Origin of the sequence: Spiroplasma endosymbiont of Zeiraphera isertana (genome assembly GCF_964030805.1) — a bacterium.
Classification (GTDB): Bacteria; Bacillota_I; Bacilli_A; order Mycoplasmatales; family VBWQ01; genus Spiroplasma_E.
On sequence record NZ_OZ034965.1, the window covers coordinates 250,440 to 267,757 of the forward strand.

The 17,318-nt window shown below is 25.1% G+C and carries 19 protein-coding genes and 2 pseudogenes; 10 read left to right on the forward strand and 11 right to left on the reverse strand.

The window, feature by feature from the left end; all coding sequences use genetic code 4:
• Window positions 1-6: 6 nt before the first annotated feature.
• The 3 genes from AAHM78_RS01720 to AAHM78_RS01730 are packed head-to-tail and all read left to right on the forward strand — an operon-like array spanning window position 7 to window position 4,112.
• Window positions 7-888: an aldo/keto reductase gene (locus tag AAHM78_RS01720; protein WP_342254156.1), complete on the forward strand. Its 882-nt coding sequence runs from the start codon at window positions 7-9 to the stop codon at window positions 886-888.
• A gap of 18 nt (window positions 889-906) precedes the next feature.
• Window positions 907-3,570 (forward strand): cation-translocating P-type ATPase, encoded by a 2,664-nt coding sequence (locus AAHM78_RS01725; RefSeq protein ID WP_342254157.1) that lies wholly within the window; start codon window positions 907-909, stop codon window positions 3,568-3,570.
• 20 nt (window positions 3,571-3,590) lie between these two features.
• A complete protein-coding gene (locus AAHM78_RS01730) occupies window positions 3,591-4,112 on the forward strand; it encodes a hypothetical protein (RefSeq protein WP_342254158.1) in 522 nt (173 codons plus the stop codon).
• A gap of 828 nt (window positions 4,113-4,940) precedes the next feature.
• Here AAHM78_RS01730 and AAHM78_RS01735 read toward each other — a convergent pair.
• Together AAHM78_RS01735 and AAHM78_RS01740 are read right to left on the reverse strand one after the other, a co-directional pair.
• A pseudogene (locus tag AAHM78_RS01735) lies at window positions 4,941-5,756 on the reverse strand (IS256 family transposase); the annotation flags it as partial.
• A gap of 91 nt (window positions 5,757-5,847) precedes the next feature.
• Complete coding sequence (locus AAHM78_RS01740; RefSeq protein ID WP_342254159.1) at window positions 5,848-6,489, reverse strand: transposase; 642 nt, start codon at window positions 6,487-6,489, stop codon at window positions 5,848-5,850.
• A gap of 383 nt (window positions 6,490-6,872) precedes the next feature.
• On the opposite strand from AAHM78_RS01740, the gene AAHM78_RS01745 reads away from it, so the two are divergent.
• A complete protein-coding gene (locus AAHM78_RS01745; RefSeq protein ID WP_342254160.1) occupies window positions 6,873-7,589 on the forward strand; it encodes an IS1595 family transposase in 717 nt (238 codons plus the stop codon).
• 171 nt (window positions 7,590-7,760) lie between these two features.
• Here AAHM78_RS01745 and AAHM78_RS01750 read toward each other — a convergent pair.
• From AAHM78_RS01750 to AAHM78_RS01770, 5 genes and pseudogenes are all read right to left on the reverse strand, one after another.
• Window positions 7,761-8,369: pseudogene (locus AAHM78_RS01750) on the reverse strand (IS30 family transposase); the annotation flags it as partial.
• 146 nt (window positions 8,370-8,515) lie between these two features.
• Window positions 8,516-8,890 (reverse strand): transposase family protein, encoded by a 375-nt coding sequence (locus AAHM78_RS01755; protein WP_342254979.1) that lies wholly within the window; start codon window positions 8,888-8,890, stop codon window positions 8,516-8,518.
• A gap of 50 nt (window positions 8,891-8,940) precedes the next feature.
• Window positions 8,941-9,261, reverse strand: coding sequence for a transposase family protein (locus AAHM78_RS01760; protein WP_342254162.1), 321 nt, complete (start codon window positions 9,259-9,261; stop codon window positions 8,941-8,943).
• A gap of 399 nt (window positions 9,262-9,660) precedes the next feature.
• On the reverse strand, window positions 9,661-10,293 hold the full coding sequence (locus AAHM78_RS01765) for an Mbov_0401 family ICE element transposase-like protein (RefSeq protein WP_342254163.1): 633 nt from the start codon (window positions 10,291-10,293) through the stop codon (window positions 9,661-9,663).
• A gap of 29 nt (window positions 10,294-10,322) precedes the next feature.
• A complete protein-coding gene (locus tag AAHM78_RS01770; RefSeq protein ID WP_342254164.1) occupies window positions 10,323-10,769 on the reverse strand; it encodes a UPF0236 family transposase-like protein in 447 nt (148 codons plus the stop codon).
• Between the two features lie 206 nt (window positions 10,770-10,975).
• Between AAHM78_RS01770 and AAHM78_RS01775 the strand changes: the two genes are divergently transcribed.
• From AAHM78_RS01775 to AAHM78_RS01785, 3 genes are all read left to right on the forward strand, one after another.
• Window positions 10,976-11,275: a hypothetical protein gene (locus AAHM78_RS01775; protein WP_342253456.1), complete on the forward strand. Its 300-nt coding sequence runs from the start codon at window positions 10,976-10,978 to the stop codon at window positions 11,273-11,275.
• Window positions 11,276-11,415: 140 nt separating this feature from the next.
• A complete protein-coding gene (locus tag AAHM78_RS01780) occupies window positions 11,416-11,784 on the forward strand; it encodes a hypothetical protein (protein ID WP_342253455.1) in 369 nt (122 codons plus the stop codon).
• A 33-nt stretch (window positions 11,785-11,817) separates the two neighbouring features.
• Entirely contained in the window at window positions 11,818-11,943 is a 126-nt protein-coding gene (locus AAHM78_RS01785; RefSeq protein WP_342254165.1) for a hypothetical protein, read from the forward strand.
• A 239-nt stretch (window positions 11,944-12,182) separates the two neighbouring features.
• On the opposite strand, the gene AAHM78_RS01790 is transcribed toward AAHM78_RS01785, so the two are convergent.
• Window positions 12,183-12,761, reverse strand: a complete 579-nt coding sequence (locus AAHM78_RS01790; RefSeq protein ID WP_342253453.1) for an IS1595 family transposase — start codon at window positions 12,759-12,761, stop codon at window positions 12,183-12,185.
• Between AAHM78_RS01790 and AAHM78_RS16590 the strand changes: the two genes are divergently transcribed.
• Genes AAHM78_RS16590 through AAHM78_RS16600 form a run of 3 tightly spaced genes read left to right on the forward strand, consistent with a single transcriptional unit; the run spans window position 12,761 to window position 13,585 of the window.
• Window positions 12,761-13,057, forward strand: a complete 297-nt coding sequence (locus AAHM78_RS16590; protein ID WP_425289757.1) for a transposase family protein — start codon at window positions 12,761-12,763, stop codon at window positions 13,055-13,057. The genes AAHM78_RS01790 and AAHM78_RS16590 overlap by 1 nt on opposite strands.
• Window positions 12,969-13,160, forward strand: a complete 192-nt coding sequence (locus AAHM78_RS16595; protein WP_342254712.1) for a hypothetical protein — start codon at window positions 12,969-12,971, stop codon at window positions 13,158-13,160. Before AAHM78_RS16590 ends, AAHM78_RS16595 begins: the two co-directional genes overlap by 89 nt.
• 59 nt (window positions 13,161-13,219) lie before the next feature.
• Window positions 13,220-13,585 carry a transposase family protein gene (locus AAHM78_RS16600; RefSeq protein WP_342254958.1) on the forward strand — a complete coding sequence of 122 codons (366 nt, stop codon included), beginning with the start codon at window positions 13,220-13,222 and terminating at the stop codon, window positions 13,583-13,585.
• A gap of 123 nt (window positions 13,586-13,708) precedes the next feature.
• On the opposite strand, the gene mnmG is transcribed toward AAHM78_RS16600, so the two are convergent.
• The 3 genes from mnmG to AAHM78_RS01810 form a co-directional block, all read right to left on the reverse strand.
• Window positions 13,709-15,592, reverse strand: coding sequence for a tRNA uridine-5-carboxymethylaminomethyl(34) synthesis enzyme MnmG (mnmG, locus tag AAHM78_RS01800; RefSeq protein WP_342254166.1), 1,884 nt, complete (start codon window positions 15,590-15,592; stop codon window positions 13,709-13,711).
• A 285-nt stretch (window positions 15,593-15,877) separates the two neighbouring features.
• Entirely contained in the window at window positions 15,878-16,006 is a 129-nt protein-coding gene (locus AAHM78_RS01805; protein WP_255495891.1) for a hypothetical protein, read from the reverse strand.
• A 130-nt stretch (window positions 16,007-16,136) separates the two neighbouring features.
• Window positions 16,137-17,254, reverse strand: a protein-coding gene (locus AAHM78_RS01810; protein WP_342253571.1) for an IS3 family transposase whose coding sequence is annotated in 2 segments (ribosomal slippage) — window positions 16,137-17,011 and window positions 17,011-17,254 — 1,119 coding nt in all. Because the reading frame shifts where the segments join, the coding sequence is not laid out codon by codon here.
• Window positions 17,255-17,318: the final 64 nt, after the last annotated feature.

Here is a 17,318-nt window from a genome sequence, read left to right on the forward strand (position 1 = left end):
AGACAAATGGTAAAACTTACAAAAGAACAAATTTTACAAAAAACGATAACTCTAAATAATGGTGTCAAAATGCCTCAATTTGGATTAGGTACATATTTAATGGTTGATAGTAAATCTATTTATAATTCAGTAATTTGTGCTTTGCAAAATGGTTATCGTCTTATTGATACTGCAGAATATTATAAAAACGAGGAGATAATTGGTAATGCAATTAAAGATTTTTTAGCAGAAAATCCAGAAGTTAAAAGGGAAGATTTATTTATTACTTCTAAAATTTGAAATGACAATCATGAATATGAACTTACTAAAGATGCTTTGCGTGGTATCCTGACTCGTTTAAAACTAGATTATTTAGATTTATGTTTAATTCATTGACCAACTAAACAAAGTTTTGAATGTTGAAGAGCCTTAGAAGAATTTTATGAATATGGTAAAGTTAGGGCAATTGGTGTTTCAAATTTTAATAGTTCACAATTAAAAGATTTTTTAAAAAAAATAAAAATAAAACCAGCAATTAATCAAATTGAAACACATCCTGGTTTTAATAAAAAAAACACAATAGATTTTTGTTACGAGAATAATATTGCTGTTACTTCATGAAAAACAATGCTAGGTGGTAGAGCAGATGAAATACTATTATTACAAGAATTAGCAAATAAATACAAGGTTACTACTAGTCACATTGCTTTAAGATGAGCTTGACAATTGGGTCAAGTAGTTATTCCTAAATCAACTAATCCAGAGCGAATTATTAGTAATCCCGATATTGGGGGTTTTGAACTAACAGAAGAAGAAATGTTAAAAATTCAAAAATTACCACAAACTGCTTTAGACCCACAATCTAATGATAAAAAATTTTGAAAAGGAATTATGATGGATTACATTTAAAAAGGGGGTTAAATAATTGTGATTTGAAATGATACAACTAAGGAATTAGCAAAAAAATTAAATACTAATTTTGTTACAGGTTTAACTGAAGAAGCCGCAGCTCAATTGCTAATAGAAACAGGACCTAATCAATTACCAGTTACGAAAAAAAAGCCAATTTGAAAAATAGTTTTAGCACATTTTATTGAACCATTTGTTTTAGTATTAATTGCATTAGCAATTATTGCTACTGTTATTGGTCAATGACAAGAAGCATTAGTTGTTTTTTTAATTGTAATTGTTGATGCTACTTTGGCTACTTATCAAGAAGTAAAAGCTGCAGCTTCTTTGGACTCTTTAAAGAAATTAGTTTCTTCACAAGCAGTAGTAATTCGTAATGGTAATAAATACGATATTGATGCTAAAGATTTAGTGGTAGGTGATTTGGTTTATTTAGATGCGGGAATGTTTGTACCTGCTGATCTGCGTATTATTCAGTCTTATAATTTACGTACTAATGAATCACTTTTAACTGGTGAATCAACCTTGATTAGTAAAACTACTGAAGCATTAACTGAAGAAAAATTATCAATTGGTGAAAGAACTAATCTTGCTTTTATGTCTACTTCTATTGCGACAGGTAGTGGTCTTGGTTTAGTTTATGCAACAGCAAAAACTTCTGAAATTGGAAAAATAACTAAGTTATTACAAGAAGAAAAAGAACCTAAATCACCATTAACGCGACAAATGTCTTTTTTAATTAGAATAATTTCAGTTTTTGCTTTATTATTAGGTTTAGCTATGTTTTTACTACAATTTTTCTTAATTAAAGTACCTGCTATTAATGCTTTAATTTTTGGAATTGCTTTAACAATAGCAGTAATACCTGAAGGTTTGCAAGTTATTGTCACTGTTTCATTATCACTGGGAAGTTCAAGAATGGCAAAAAAACATGCTATTGTTAAACATTTACCTGCTGTTGAAACATTAGGTCAACTTGATATTATTTGTTCTGATAAAACCGGAACTTTAACACAAAATAAAATGACTGTTAAAAAATATTATTTAACAAAATCAGTTAATGATAGTAATTACTTTAAAAAGAAAACTAAACAAGAACAATTATTTTTAGATTGTTTAGTATTATGTAATAATAGTGAAGTTAGTAAAAATAAAACTATTGGTGATCCAACAGAAGCAGCACTTATTAATTGATCAGAAACATTAAAGTTTCCAACAAAGGCACTTAGTGATAAACATACTCGAGTTCATGAAATACCTTTTGATTCCAATCGTAAATTAATGTCAACAATTAATGAATACGATAAAGAAACTTATGTTTTTGTTAAAGGCGCGGTTGATAATATGATTAATATTTGTACTCATACGCTTATTAATAACGAAAGGGTAGTATTAACTGCACAAATTAAAAAAGAAATAATTGCAAGTATGGAAGAAATGTCAAATTCAGCATTACGTGTTTTAGGAGCAAGTTATAAAACTGTTAATAATACGAAAGATTATAGTAATATTAGTGAAATTGAAAGTAATTTAACTTTTTTAGGATTGGTTGGAATGATTGATCCGCCAAGAAACGAAGTTAAAGATTCTTTAGTTAAAACTAAAAAAGCAGGTATTGATACAATTATGATTACTGGTGATCATTTAAATACTGCTGTTGCTATTGGTCAAGAATTAGGTTTGATTGAAAATAAAACACAAGCACTTAGTGGTAATACAATTGATGATATTCCAGAAGAATCATTTAATGCTAATATTAATCAATATCGAGTTTTTGCACGTGTTTCTCCTGAACATAAAGTTAAGATTGTTAAAGCATTACAGAGTCATAATAAGGTTGTTTCGATGACTGGTGATGGTGTTAATGATGCTCCTAGTTTAAAAGCGGCAGATATTGGAGTAGCGATGGGTATTACGGGAACCGATGTTGCTAAAGAATCTTCACAAATAGTATTAACTGATGATAATTTCGCTACTATTGTTGATGCTATTGAAGAAGGGCGTAATATTTACAGTAAAATTAAAAGAATTGTTATTTTTATTTTAATTACTAATATGGCCCAAGTATTTTCAATTGTTATTGGTGCTATTTTTGGATGAAATGAATTATTGCAACCAATTCAAATTTTATGAATTAATTTAATTGTTGAATCTGTTATTGCAATTCCAATGTCAATGGGACCTAATAACCCTGATTTAATGCTTAGAAAACCAACGAAACGGAATGATAGAATTCTTACTGGTAGTTGAGGATTTATTGGTATTGTTAGTATAATATTAAGTACCTTGTTACTATTAGCTTTTCATTTTTTACCTCAAATTTTACATGAAAATAATAGTGAAGGTTTTGTTTTTGTTTTTGTTATAATGACTAATGCTCCTGTTTTTTATGAATTTTCTTTTGTTTCAGGTGCTAATACAAGTATTTTTAATAAGATTACTTGAAAAAATAAATATATTTGAGTTGCGGCGATTAGTGCTTTTGCTATTAATACTTTTATTATTTTTGCACCTGTTGTTAGCAATGCTTTTGGTATTGGTGCTGGTTTTCGTGCAGTTGATTGATTACTTTGTATTGCTTTATCAACAATACCAATGTGATTATTAGAAGTGTATAAAGGAATTAGACTTTTAGTTAATAAATTAATTAAAAAAGAACAAAATAAAGTAAAAGTTAAATAATATAGAATGGAAAATTAATAATGAGAATTATTCCGTATGAATTATTTAGTTATACACCAGATATGAGTTTAACTGCATTACGTAAGGAATTACTAATGTATGATCATTGTTTAAATAAAAAAATTACAAATATGGCAATGCAACCATTTTTAGATTTGGAACGCAACTACTTTAATTTACTTTTATGTAAATGAGAATTAGAAATGCAAAAACGAAATCATTATGTTAATTCATTATTTAAATGTTATACTAAATACAATGATTTTGAATTTGTTGCAACTCCTGATTTTTTAATTATTGAATGTTGCATACAATGAGATTTAAAAGGTTTTCAGCCATATAAATGGAATTTAAATTGATATGAAATTATGATGATGACAATTAAAAATAAGGATAAAATAAATAAAGATTTTTATGAACAACTTTCTTTGTGGTATAAAGAAATGTTTATGAAAATTAATAACAATGGTTCTTTTAAACCTAAGAAATTAAATATGAATATTGTTTTTGAAAAAATAAATAATTTTTTATTGGAAGTGTAATTTAAGTTATATTTTTACTATTAATTTAAAATTAAAAAAAACATCATAATTGATGTTTTTTTTAATTTCTTTGATTTTCTCGTTTATCTCCATATATTAAAGTTTTTAAGAAAAAATGAATAGGAATTCAAATAATTGTAATACATAAAAGTACAGAAATAGCAGTAATGATACGTTTAAAAAAACTTTCATAATACCTCTTTTTATATTTATAATAATAAATAAATTTTATCATTTTTTGTTTAGAATTAAATATTAAATTTTAATATAGTTTTTAAAACCTTATTATTTTATTTTTAAAAGATTTATATTTTTTTATTTTAATTAAGAAGGAAAATTTATTCATTATGGAACTATTTGAATTAATATTGCAAGGTTAATATATGGTTTATGTGCGGGAGCAAAGAAAATATTTGATGAATTAACAGCAATACTGAAATCATGAACATAAGTTAGAGAAGAAGAGTGATAAGAATTAGAGTTATGAAAACAAAAATTTAAATCATTAAAATTAGGAACAAAAGAAGCAAAAGATATGTTAAAAGCATTTAGAAAACGAAATAAAGATAGCTACAGTATTTGATATTTCAAAAGAAACAGTGTTATTATGAAATAAAGTTACTGTAGCTAGAACCAAAGCAGAAGTTTGTATAAAAGTGGTAGAAGTTTCAAAAACATTAGTGTTATTAAAAATGGAAGAACCGATAGAAGTAGTAACAACACTATTCAAAACATTTAAATAAATATTTATAGATTTAATTAAAATTTATAATATGTTATAAAGATAGAGGCTTTTATGTAATCTGTGTATCTTTGTTTTACAAGGTACTAGTTTAGATTAATTCTGTCTTCAAATTTTATCATAAAATGAGCAATTGCTGTATTTCAATTTTGAATAGGCATTGTTCATTTTTTTGTTATATTTTCAATTGCTAAGTAAAATATTTTGAAAACTGCCATATCGTTAGGAAAAACTTTTTTATTTCTAATAACTTTTCGTAATTGACTATTAACAGATTCAATAGCATTTGTAGTATAAATTACTCTTTTAATTTCTGGTGGATAACTAATAAAAACCATTAAATTATCTCAATTTTTATATCAAGATTTAGTAATTGGAGGATATTGTTTATTTCATTTATTTTCAAACGATTCTAAAGCTTGCATTGCTTGTTCTTCACTACATGCACTATAAATTGGTTTTAAATCTTTAACTAGAGATTTTCGATGTTTGTATGAAACATATTTTAAACTATTTCTAATTTGATGAACTATGCATAATTGATGTTCGGTTTTAGGATAAACTGATTGTATTGCTTCTGACATGCCTGTTAAATTATCACTACAAGCAATAAGAATATCATTTAAGCCTCGATTTTTCATTTCTGTAAAATTAGATAATCAAAATCTAGAACCTTCATTTTCACTAATTCATAAACCTAAAACATCTTTTTTACCTTCTAAATCAACTCCTAGTGCTATATAAACTGATTTGTTAATAATCCGTTTATCTTGTCGTACTTTAACTACTATACAATCAAAATAAACAATCGGATAAATACTTTCTAATGGCCGATTTTGCCATGCTTTGACATCATCAATAACATCATCAGTAATTTGACTAATAACACTTTCACTAATATCTTTTAATTTTCAAAAAAACTCTTGATGAAATAAAAAAAATCATCAACCTGGCCTAAAATTTGATTTTATTTAATTTTGGGATTTATTTTTTTTACAAACTGAAATATAATGCTTCAGATTTTGCATAAGGTGATATTTTATAATGTCGGTATTTAAATTTTCATAAATTGAGGTAATTTTGAATATTGGTAAATCCAATGCCATGATAATGAGTAATAAATTCTTTTAAACTTGATTGTATTTTACTGATATTACTTAAATTTTTATAATTTAATTCTTTATTTTCTTTTGATTTAAATTTCTTGAGAGTACATTTTTTTTGTTTAGCTACTGTATCATATAGTATTTGCATATCACAAACTATAATTGATTTTTCTTCGATAAGCTTAGATGTTGAATTTTCTTGTACTCATTTTTTTGTTAATCTTTTAGTATTTGTTGTTTGAGCATAAATATTTTTATTTTCATCAATTGCCATTTCAATACAACAGTTTAAATCTTTAGCATTTTCTTCAATTCATTTTTTTCTTGGATCATCTGTATTTTTGAAATTTCCTTTATGAATTTCTTTGATAAAAGTTTCATCAATTTCAATTCTACCTTTTAATTTTGTGAATGGTTTTTGTTTTTTTGCTAATTGTGATGATTTCATAAATTTTTGACGATTAAATCATGCTGATGTTTTTGAAATTTTAGCAAATTGAGAAATAGTATAAGCAGATTGACCTAACAATGACAATCAAATTATTCAATCTCATTGTTCATGAGATAAATGACTTCAATGTAAAAAATGATTTCTTAAAGCATCAAAGCTACTTTTACAATCTTTGCATAAATATTTTTGCTTATTATTCTTAAAACCATTTTTTACACATCAATAAGATTTACAATTTGGACATTGAATTCATTTTTCTTTAAATTTTTTATCAATTGCATCTAATTTTTCTTTTTTCTCAATTTGTTTAATTCTATTTGGAAATTATCCCCGCATGTACTAGTGTGGAGGAAAAAATGAATTGAAATGAATTCAACAGTATATTTCAAACTGAAAACGATTGTTTGAAATATATAGCGAAGTTGAAAATAATGAAATGCATCAGGTGTGCTTCTTCTAGTTTGAATGCTTCTGATTTGAGAAGAATACGATGTTTGAACTGTAACCAAAAATTTAGTATTCTTTATGGAACCATTTTTTATAAGTCACAGACCCAAATGACATCTTGGTTTTATCTCATCTTTAGATGAATAAACACAAAGCATGGCATACCAGCAACCGATGTTGCAAGGGAATTGGGTGTGACCTATAAAACAGCTTGAAGAATGTGTCATGAAATCAGGACTAGAATTGGAAATCAAGATGCAGGTTTCATTGTTGATGGCACAGCACAGATGGATGAAATGTATCTTTCACATTTAGGTTTTAAAAAACAAGGAAGATCCTTGTTGAATAAAACTTTGGTTGTTGGAGTTTATGAGAAAACCAGCAACAAACTAATTGTGAAGGTGCTGAAAAACGCAGATGAAAAAAACCTTTTAAGATTTGCATTGAAACACATTTTTACTGAGTGCTGTCTATTTACGGATTCTTGGAAGGGATATGTAAGTTTCAAAAACTTCTATCCCAAACATGAAATCGTAAATCATGAAGTTGGGTATGTGTCACCAACAGGTGTAAACACAAACCAGATTGAATCAGCATGAAAGCACATCCGACGAACTTTCCGAACACACATAAGAGTTTCAAAGCACAATATTCATTTATATGCAAAAGAATCAGCATATAAATTCAATAACATACCTAGTTTTGAAACTGTAATTTTGTGTTTGATTTAAATACATGCGGGGATAATTTCCTAGGTAGGCTTTTATCTCCATTTATGTGATAAAATTTAAAAATAGTACATAAAGGGATAAAAGCCTTCTATTTTTAAAATGTCTAATAATTTTTATAAATTCTTCATCTTTTTTGTTTCCTGAGTTGTAAATATAAATGGGACAGTTTTTTTAAAATAATTGTATTAAATCTATTGGTCTTTTATAAGAGAGCGATTTTCTGGGTGTAGAATTAATTTGAAATGCTATAAAATTTAAATCTTTTTGTTTATATGAAGATAGATCTGTATATTTTGGTAAATATCTTCTTAAAATACCATTATTATTTTCATTTAAACACCTTTGGCAAGGTTTACCAGGATCTGAAAAATAAATTTTGACATTACAAATTTTTTTGATTAATCTTCATTTACTAAATTCTTTACCACGATCAAAAGTAATGGTTTTAACTGTTCCTTTTTGTAACTTTGAAATAAATTTTATTATACTTTTCGTAATATTTTCTGATTTATAATTTTTAGTTACTAAAGGAATTGTGGTTTTTGATCATATATCAGCCAAAGTAATAATAGAACTTTTATGATCTTTGCCAATGATAGTATCACCTTCTAAATGACCAAATTCTTGTATATTTTTAATATTAGGAATGATTAAATTTCTTTCATGAATAGACTTACAATTATTAATTTTGCCCCTAGTTTCTTTTTGTTTGTGAGATTTATTTTTGCCTTTTCTCAATAAGTTATTTTCATCAAAACCCATTCGATTTGTTTTAAACATCTTTAATTGTAAAATTAAAAAGGACACTTATATAAAAATTAAATTGTGTTAGTTCTATAATTAAGAAAAGAAAGGAATTAGCGCAATGTATAAGTATCTGAGTATTGAATCAATAATAGCAATAAAAGAATAGACTTGGTGCAAAACTAAGGTAATTCAAAATTATATATTCCTGCTATTAAATTAAATCTTAATGCAAATCTTCGTATTTTATTGCGATATTTTAAACTTAAAATTTTAAAACGTTTTAGTTTAGCAAATACGTGTTCAATTTTAATTCTAATTTTACTTAAAGTTTTATTGTATTGTTTTTGAATTGGTGTTAATGGATTGTATTTACTTTTTTTAAATGGCAAAAATGTATTTTTGTGAATATTTTGTATACCTTGATAACCTGAATCAACAAAAACTTGTTTTTCTGGATGAATAAAAGTTTTAGATTTTAGAAGCAATTTAAAATCATGAATGCTTCCAAAACAAAAAGCAGTTGAAATGATTTTTCCATTGGAAATATCAATAATTATTTGAGATTTGAGAGAATGATGTTTCTTTTTACCTGAAAAAAGTAATTTTAGTTTTTTTTAATTCTTTCAATTGGAGTTTCAGTAGCATCAATAGCTAACAAATTATTATTAGTACCTTTATTTTTTGTTAAATCTTTTTTTCCAGGTAAATTAAAAATTCCGCTTTTTATTAAAATATTTTCAATTCAAAAAATATTACGAATGCAACTAGTATGACGAATATTATATCTTTTTGCAATAACTCTATAACTACTATAGTCTTTTCAATATTCTAAAGTCATTAATAAACGCTCTTCAATTACAATTTTATTTTTTCTACCACCATAATATTTTTGTTTAGACTCAGCAATTTTTAAAATTTCAAGCATTTTATAAAATGTTTGTGGCTTTATGCCGACTAAACTATAAAATTATTGATCATCTTTATATTTTTTCAACATAATAACTATCACCTTTAATATTAATAATAATCGTTAAATTGTTAAAATTAAAGGTTTTGCACCAAGTCTATTCTTTTATTGCTATTATTGATTCAATACTCAGATACTTATACATTGCGCTAATTCCTTTCTTTTCTTAATTATAGACCTAACACAATTTAATTTTTATATAAGTGTCCTTTTTAATTTTACAATTAAAGAAATATAATCAAGTATTTTAGACTATTGTTTTAAAATTATCTAAAGTAAAAATTCCTAACTATTTAGGTTTAGATTTATTAAATTTTTAAAATATTAAAGTAAAAGATTTAATTTATTAATTCTTGCTTAATTAATTATAAGCATATTATCAAGAACTTTATCATTAAAAATTTTAGCACCATATCCTTTTAAAGATTTAACTAAATGTGAAACATCACTTTCAGCACAAACTCCTTGATTTCAATTTTCTTTTTGATTTATAATTCCTTCTTTATTATTTTTAAAATATTTATATATTTCTTCATTAATATTATTTTCTTTTAAAAAATCTAATAATTGATAATATTCACCATTAACAAATAAATCATATGCATTTGTTAATTTTTTATTATCTACTTTTCTATTAAAAATAAATCCTTTTTTAAGTGCTTTAAATGCATGATGTCTATCAATTACATAAGGAATATTTTCATTTTTAGCAGAAGTTTTAATTCAAGGCGCACCATCACCAATAAATACTAAACCACTTTTATTATAAATATATTGTAAATCAAGAAATTCATAAATTTTATTAATAAATTCTTGTTTTTTAATTCTTTGACCATTCTTAGTTTTCATATAAGTAATTTTTTTATCTTTTAAAACATTTCTACTTTTAGTAGATTTTTCTAAATCTTTACCTTTATTTGCACTAATTGTACGAATACGATTTTTTTGTTTTTTATTATCAAATAAAGAACTTATAAAACAATCATCCATATTTACAAATAATTTTTCAGTTGGTAAAACTACTTTTTTTCTTTTATTTCTTCAACTCCTATTACTGCATTTTTCATTACATTAGTCATATATGTTTTAGAAAAATTACTATTTTTTAATATATCTTGAACATCAGATTGTCTTTTACCATTACCTGAATTTTTTATTATTGTATGTTCTAAATTAGTTAATGTTCTTTTTCTTTTTTGAATTTTTATATAGTTATCTAAAGGATAATAATATTCATTAGTTTCTAAAATTAAATAACATCTACGATAAAAATTATTTATTTTACCATGTTGAGTATTTGGACTTCTTTTAGCAGTTTTAACATATTTATATTTACTTTTATCATATATATTTTGATATCAAAAATCATCATATGCTTTTAATAAATTTGTGAAACAGTTTAAACCATGGTTTTTAATTTGATTATCAAGTTCATTATAATTAAGTTCATTTTCTAGAAAATTCATAATATTATTTCCTTTCTTAATTTATGATTTTGATTATAGTAATAATTATTATTAAAGTGGTGAAATATGCTTTTATTAAAATGTTATAATTACTATATAAATTATTGAATATAGGTGATAATATGCCAGCAAAAAGAAAAGAATTAGGAAATTATAAAGAAAAGATAAATTAATATTTTAGAGATAATAAAAATGTTCCAACAAGAATGACAAAAACTGGTTTAAATTTAGCATTAGGAATTGATAGAAAATATATATTTGATTGCCGACGCTACCAGACAAAATGACAACAAAATTTTCTAAAAGATTATGATAAAGCATGTCAAAAAATTGCTAATTATTTATTAAGAAATACTATGAAAGACCCAAAATATCAATGAGAATATTTAAGAAAATGTCATCCAGAAGAATTTGATGATTTACAAAATAATTTAGAAGAAAATAACTCAAAAAATAATATAATTATTAACATTTGTGAACCTAGAAAAATAGAAAATAATGATTAGAAACCTATAATAAATATAGGTTTTTTTCTTTATTTTAAAGGGAAAAAATGATATAATTTAATTAAGCGATTATGTTATTTATTAACATAAGTTACAAGGGATTATCAAAAAAAGCGATTATTAAACAAGGGAGTATTTTTATGTCTAATTTTGAAGTTAAAGAAAAAAAAGAAACTTATACTTTTGAAGAATTACAAGAAACTTTAAAACAACAAAGAAATGTTGTATATGCACAAGCAAAAGATGAATTTCTTAAAAAAGAATTAGAACCAAAAATAAATGAATATCAAACAAAAATAAAAGAATATGAAAATAAAATTAATAGTTTTGAAGAGCAACAATTATTTTCTAATATTAAAGATACTAAAAAAGTAAATTTAATTAAAAATTTAATGAGTACTGATAATTATAAATCTTTATCTAAACAAGAAGCATTTAATAAAATAAATGAAGATTATAAAGATTTTTTAATTAGACTTGGTGCAAAACCTTTAATTTTAACAATTTAACGATTATTATTAATATTAAAGGTGATAGTTATTATGTTGAAAAAATATAAAGATGATCAAGAATTTTATAGGGCTTTTCTCCCTTTATGTACTATTTTTAAATTTTATCACATAAATGCTGAGAAAAGCCTATCTACGGACTTCTCCCCACATTTTTAAATCAAACATAACATTACAGTTTCAAAACTAGGTATATTGTTGAATTTATATGCCGATTCTTTTGCGTATAAATGAACATGATGTTTTTCAACTTTGATATGTGTTTTAAATGTTCGTCTGATGTGCTTTCATGCCGATTCAATCTGGTTTATGTTTACACCAGTTTTTGAAACATAGCCATCTTGATGGTTAACTGTTTCATGCTTAGTGAAAACTGATTTAAAATGGCGATATCCTTTTTAAGAATCAGTATGTACATCACACTTTGAAGAAATGTGGTTTCTTGCAAATTGCAAAAGATTTTTTTGATTTGCATTTTTCAACACTTTCACAATTAAATTATTGGTTGTTTTTTCATAAATCCCAACAATCAAAGTTTTATTTTTTAAGGATCTTCCTTGTTTTTTAAAACCCATATGTGAAAGATACATTTCATCCATTTGCACTATGCCCTCAACAATGAATTGAGGTTCTTGTTTTGCAATTGCACTTCGGATTTTATGACCCATTCTTCAAGCAGTTTTCAAAGTTACTCCCAATTCTTTTGCAACATCAGTTGATGGAATTCCATGTTTGGTGTTTATTCATCTAAAGATGAGATAAAACCAAGATGTCAAAGGTGTTTGTGACTTGTAAAAAATGGTGTCATGAAGAATACTAAATGTTTGATGACATTTCAAACATCTTATTCTTCTTAAATCAGAAGTATTCAAATTTGTTCAAGAACACCTCATACATTTGTTTTCCTTCAAACTTGCTATATATTTCAAACAATCTTTTTCTGTTTGAAATATATTGTTGAACTCATTCAATTTCATTGTTTCCTCCACAAGTACATGTGGGGAGAAGTCCGTTTTATAGTTTAGTCGGCATAAAGCCAAAAACATTTTATAAAATGCTTGAAATTTTAAAAATTGCTGAGTCTAAACAAAAATATTATGGTGGTAGAAAAAATAAAATTGTAATTGAAGAGCGTTTATTAATGACTTTAGAATATTGAAAAGACTATAGTAGTTATAGAGTTATTGCAAAAAGATATAATATTAGTCATACTAGTTGCATTCGTAATATTTTTTTGAATTGAAAATATTTTAATAAAAAGCGGAATTTTTAATTTACCTGGAAAAAAAGATTTAACAAAAAATAAAGGTACTAATAATAATTTGTTAGCTATTGATGCTACTGAAACTCCAATTGAAAGAATTAAAAAAAACTAAAATTACTTTTTTCAGGTAAAAAGAAACATCATTCTCTCAAATCCCGAATAATTATTGATATTTCCAATGGAAAAATTATTTCAACTGCTTTTTGTTTTGGAAGCATTCATGATTTTAAATTGCTTCTAAAATCTAAAACTTTTATTCATCCAGAAAAACAAGTTTTTGTTGATTCAGGTTATCAAGGTATACAAAATATTCATAAAAATACATTTTTGCCATTTAAAAAAAGTAAATACAATCAATTAACACCAATTCAAAAAGAATACAATAAAACTTTAAGTAAAATTAGAATTAAAATTGAACACGTATTTGCTAAACTAAAACGTTTTAAAATTTTAAGTTTAAAATATCGCAATAAAATACGAAGATTTGCATTAAGATTTAATTTAATAGCAGGAATATATAATTTTGAATTACCTTAGTTTTGCACCAAGTCTACTGTTTAATTTCTTTTGATCATCATAAATCAAAATCTTCTTTGAACTTTAAAATACAAGTAAAATATTTAATAAATTAGCGATCTTTTAATTAAGATCGCTAATTTATTAAATATTTAAATTTGGATATTTGCGTTTTAAAAAAAATAATAAAACTTGAATATCAGCAGGACTAACACCAGAAATTCTTGTAGCATGACCAATTGTTAATGGTCTAACACGCTTTAATTTTTCTCTAGCTTCACCAGTAATACTTTCTACTAAATCATAATCAATATCACTAGGAATTTGTTTTTTTTCTAAACTATTAGTTTGTTGCGCCATTTTTAGTTGCTGATTAATATACCCCGAATATTTAATTGTAATTTCTAATTCCATTAATTCATGATATTGTAAATCATTTATTAAAGGTAACTGTGAAGTAAACATTGATAATTTGACACCCGGGCGTTTTAATAATTCATAAGCAATAATATGATTATCGGGAATTGGACCTAAATTATTATTAATAATATACTTAGCAACTTCTGAATTGGGACTAACTTTAATAGTTTTTAATTTTTCAACAATATTGGACATTAATGTTTGTTGAATATTAAATTGCGATCAACGTTGTTCACTAACTAAGCCAACTTGATAACCATACTTAATTAATCTTGTTTGAGCATTATCATTTCGTAATAATAAACGATGTTCAGCTAAAGAAGTTAATAAACGATAAGGTTCAACTGTTCCTTTTGTTACTAAATCATCAATTAAAACTCCGATATATGCTTCATCACGCTTTAAAATTAATGGTTTTTCTTTTTTTATTTTTAAATGGGCATTAATTCCAGCTATTAAACCTTGACACGCTGCTTCTTCATAACCACTAGTACCATTAATTTGACCAGCACTAAATAAGTTTTTAATTAATTTAGTTTCCAATGTTGGTCATAATTGTGTTGGTTCAAAAGCATCATATTCAATAGCATATGCTCATTTTAATACTTCACAATTTTCTAAGCCAGGTAACGTTCTCAACATTTTATCTTGCACATCAATTGGCAATGATGTTGAAAAACCTTGGACATAAATCGAATCCAAAGCAAGTGATTCTGGCTCTAAGAAAATTTGATGACGAGGCTTATCAGCAAAACGTACTACTTTATCCTCAATACTTGGACAATAACGTGGTCCAGTACCTTGTGCTTCACCATTATACATTGGTGATTTATCTAAATTATTATTAATAATGGTATGAGTTTTATCATTTGTATAAAGTAAATAACAAGGTAACTGTTTTGCTAATGGTAAAAAATTTTTAGTTTCATGTGAAAATGCTAAAGGTAAATCACTACCTAGTTCAATATTAGTTTTGTCAAAATCAATACTATTTTTTTTAATACGAGGTGGTGTTCCTGTTTTTAAACGTATCATATTAAAGCCTACAATTTTTAATTGCTCAGAAATACCATTACTTGTTCTTTGACCATCTGGTCCTTCTGATTTCTTATTATGACCTTGTAAAGTTAAAGCTGTCATATAAGTACCAGTAGTTAAAATCACAATTTCACTTGTAATTTTTTCACCATTCTCTAAAATAACACCCTTAGCAGTGTTTTCTTCCATTATTAATGATTGTACCATAACTTCTAAAATTGTTAAATTTTCTTGTTTATTTATTGCATTTTGCATATATTGTGAATAAGCAATTTTATCAGATTGAGCACGAATAGCTCAAACTGCCGGACCACGTGAATGATTTAATAGTTTCATTTGCAAAGCAGTAGCATCTGCTGCTTTAGCCATTTCGCCACCAAGTGCATCAATTTCACGAACCACAACTCCTTTGGCTGGTCCACCAACAGAAGGATTACATGGCATTAATGCAATTTTAGTTTTATCAAGAGTAATAATAGCAGTTTTATGACCTGCTCGTGCAGAAGATAATGCCGCTTCAACACCAGCATGACCCGCACCAATCACAATAATTTCATAGTCATATTTCATTGATTTCACCTCCATTTCATAAAATATTACATATCAAAATTAATAACATCAAAAATAAGAAATTTTATTTTTAATTTCTTTAGTAATGTTATCATAAACAAGCAAAATATTCATGTACTTTTTAGACTTTTATTAAATAAAAATTGAATTTTAGTTAATAATCTTCTCGATTATAATTGATTATATTTTATACAAGATATAAATATTATTTAAAGAATTAGTGCTGCACTTAAAAATAGCAACCGTTTTAACTAGTAATCATTAATACTAATTTAAAGCCAGTAATTACTTACTTTTAAGTATTTTATTTATTAGCACAAGATGTGTTTTTATTGAAAAGACACTTTTGTCATTAACATTAGTGACTGTATCCAATGGTGATAAAACATATGCAACATCTATTTCTTTTTCCATAACTGTAACCTCTTTTGTATACAATTTGACTTAAATAATTTATCTTAATATCCCTACATAAGTATAATTATAATGTTAATTTTTAAATTTGCAAATTTTTATTTATTTGGAATGGCAACCCTTTTTAGGACTATTTTTTGGTAGACATTTGTTTTTGATAATTAACTGGAGTTAAGTAGTTTAAAGTGCTGTGGATTCTTATGTTGTTGTATCAATTGATGTAATCAAATAATTCTAATTTTAATTGGATTAATGATCTAAAATTTTTATCATTAATAAATTCTGTTTTGAAAGTTTTAAAAGTTGCTTCAGCAACAGCATTGTCATAAGGACATCCTTTTTTGCTTAAAGAGCGAGTAATATTGAATGCTAGTAAAAGTTTATCAATAATTTTATTATTAAATTCATTACCTCGATCGCTATGAAATATTTGAATATCTTTTAAACAGCGATTTGATTGCATAAATGCTTCATATACTAATGATGCATCTTTTTTAGTGCCTACACTATGTCCAATAATTTCGCGGTTAAATAGGTCTATTAATAAACAAATATAGTTTCACTTACCATTTACTTGAACATAAGTTAAATCACTAACAATAACTTCATTTTTAATCCTATTCTTAAAGTTTCTATTAACAAGATTAGTTATTTGACTATCATTGACTTTATTATGATGATTTTTGTGTCTTAATTTAGTGTATTTTGATATTAAATTATGTTTATTCATAATTTCTTTAATTTTTCGTCTTGATAAATAAATTTCTTGGTTTTCTAATATGACTTTTAATCTTCTTGTGCCATAAATTTCTTTATTTTCTTTAAAAGCACTAATAACAGCTTCATCATACATATTATTTTGATTTTTTTCTTTTTTCTTGAAATTAAAATAATATGTTGATTTAGAGAGCTTTAAAAAACGACACATTGTACGAATTTTATATTTACATTTATTATTGATAATAATCTCTATTTTCTGCCTATTATTAGTGCTGCTTGCTTTAAAATATCATTTTCCATTCGTAACTGTTTTAATTCTTTTCTTAATTTAATTAATTCATTTTCTTCAACAGAACGATTATCTTTAGATTTAAAACTACCTGAATTAGTAAATTGCTTAATTCAATTATAAGTAGCTGCTCTTGTAACATTGTACTCTTTAGCAAGACAAGACACTGACTTACCACTTTGATATAAAGCTACTATTTGTTTCTTAAATGCGTCGGTATATGAGTTAATATTGGCCATAATTATAGTTCCTTTCTTTTAACTAATTTGTTCGCTTGTCTACGTAATTAGTGTCCAATAAAGT